The sequence below is a fragment of the Vibrio fujianensis genome (genome assembly GCF_002749895.1).
Taxonomy (GTDB): Bacteria; Pseudomonadota; Gammaproteobacteria; order Enterobacterales; family Vibrionaceae; genus Vibrio; species Vibrio fujianensis.
Window position 1 is genome coordinate 1 of record NZ_NBUS01000012.1, and the last position, 1,363, is coordinate 1,363.

Below are 1,363 nucleotides of genomic sequence, written 5' to 3' on the forward strand. Positions count from 1 at the left end.
AAAGGTGATTTATCCTTTCTTAGAGTCTATAAATTTAAGATGGTAAAACAATTGACTCTGCTCGGTTACAGCTACCAAGATAGCACCGTTACACTCGAATTGATAACGCTTGGTTCACACGAAAACTTCTATCGTGATGTAAAGTTGTTTTACTAAATCTGAATGAATCATAACGCCGCGTTAAGGGGTGAGCAACGCAACTACCAGCTCACCGCATTGCACTAAAAACCAATAAAATCAACGCATAACTAAAATGCCACGCGTTGCGAATCCCTCTTTAACGCCTTGTTATGCATATTTTCAAGGTCTAGCTCGATGTTAATTCCACTGATTTTAAAGCCAAATGATCTATAAAATTTTTCTAACCTAGGCTTGTCACCATGCATCCAACCTTTCATTTGGCTACAACCTTTAGATTTTGAGTGTTCAATAGCACTAGTAAGCAGCCGACTTCCGATACCTTTATTTTGGAAATTACGCTTTCGCTGAATACTTAGAAATACAGGCATAAAACTAGGCCAGAGATACAGATAGGAATCTTTAACGCATAAATCACAAAGGTCAGCCACTGTTCCTTTTACAAGGATATTGATATAGCCGACTGAATGACCATTTGGAAGTAAGGCTTCTATGCGAAATCCATCAACGTCTGGTAATTCAATCACTTCGATATCTATGTCCATATAGACTCCATATGCATAACGCCGCATTAAGGGGCAGCCAACGCTACTACCAACTCACCGCACAACACCGTAATCACAAAAACCAACGCATAATAAAAATGCCACGCGTTGGCTGTCCCTCTTAAATGCTTTGTTAGTTTGCTTCACACCACGCATTTTTACCCATCTTGCACACCAAATTAAGCATTATGGCGATTGCTGGTGCTAGTAACGTTGCCGCATATCCTAGCGTAGCCCCCAGTGCAGCAGAAATTATACTGATGTACATTGCCTTTGATATTGGCGCTTCAGACTGTAACTGTTCGCGGAAGCTATTATATGTAGCATCACCACAAATAAACTTTCTAAATTCTTCTTTAAACCTATCGAAAAATGGCTCTGGTGAATCACCAGCTCCCCCAAACTGAATCGTTGTGTTAGGTCCATTAGCCGACAACCATAATTTTATGACTTCTTCAGGTTCATTATCCTGTAGCATCTGATTAATACTGTTAGCCTGATAAACTTTAAGCTCAGAAACCCACTCACCAATACTTGCATTCGGCAATTCCATTACAACATCTCCATTAAGTATTCTGAAGATATACAATGTGTTGTTTGGTGTAATTCTCTAGGATTAATCCCTCCTAAAGAAATACCACCACTGTTATCAGGAGCATAAGCACCGACCAAGATACCCA

Annotated in this window: 3 protein-coding genes; 1 reads left to right on the forward strand and 2 read right to left on the reverse strand. The window is 39.8% G+C overall.

The window, feature by feature from the left end; all coding sequences use genetic code 11:
* On the forward strand, nt 1-156 hold a 156-nt coding region (locus tag B7C60_RS00180), incomplete at its 5' end, for a type II toxin-antitoxin system RelE/ParE family toxin (protein WP_172953209.1).
* Between the two features lie 92 nt (nt 157-248).
* On the opposite strand, the gene B7C60_RS00190 is transcribed toward B7C60_RS00180, so the two are convergent.
* Nucleotides 249-683 (reverse strand): GNAT family N-acetyltransferase, encoded by a 435-nt coding sequence (locus B7C60_RS00190; RefSeq protein ID WP_099609944.1) that lies wholly within the window; start codon nt 681-683, stop codon nt 249-251.
* Between the two features lie 133 nt (nt 684-816).
* On the reverse strand, nt 817-1,236 hold the full coding sequence (locus tag B7C60_RS00200) for a hypothetical protein (protein ID WP_099609945.1): 420 nt from the start codon (nt 1,234-1,236) through the stop codon (nt 817-819).
* Nucleotides 1,237-1,363 lie beyond the last annotated feature (127 nt).

Bases quoted from the DNA above. Each gene is read 5' to 3' on its own strand.
- B7C60_RS00190 (WP_099609944.1), bottom strand. From the start codon at position 683: ATGGACATAGATATCGAAGTGATTGAATTACCAGACGTTGATGGATTT.
- B7C60_RS00200 (WP_099609945.1), bottom strand. From the start codon at position 1,236: ATGGAATTGCCGAATGCAAGTATTGGTGAGTGGGTTTCTGAGCTTAAA.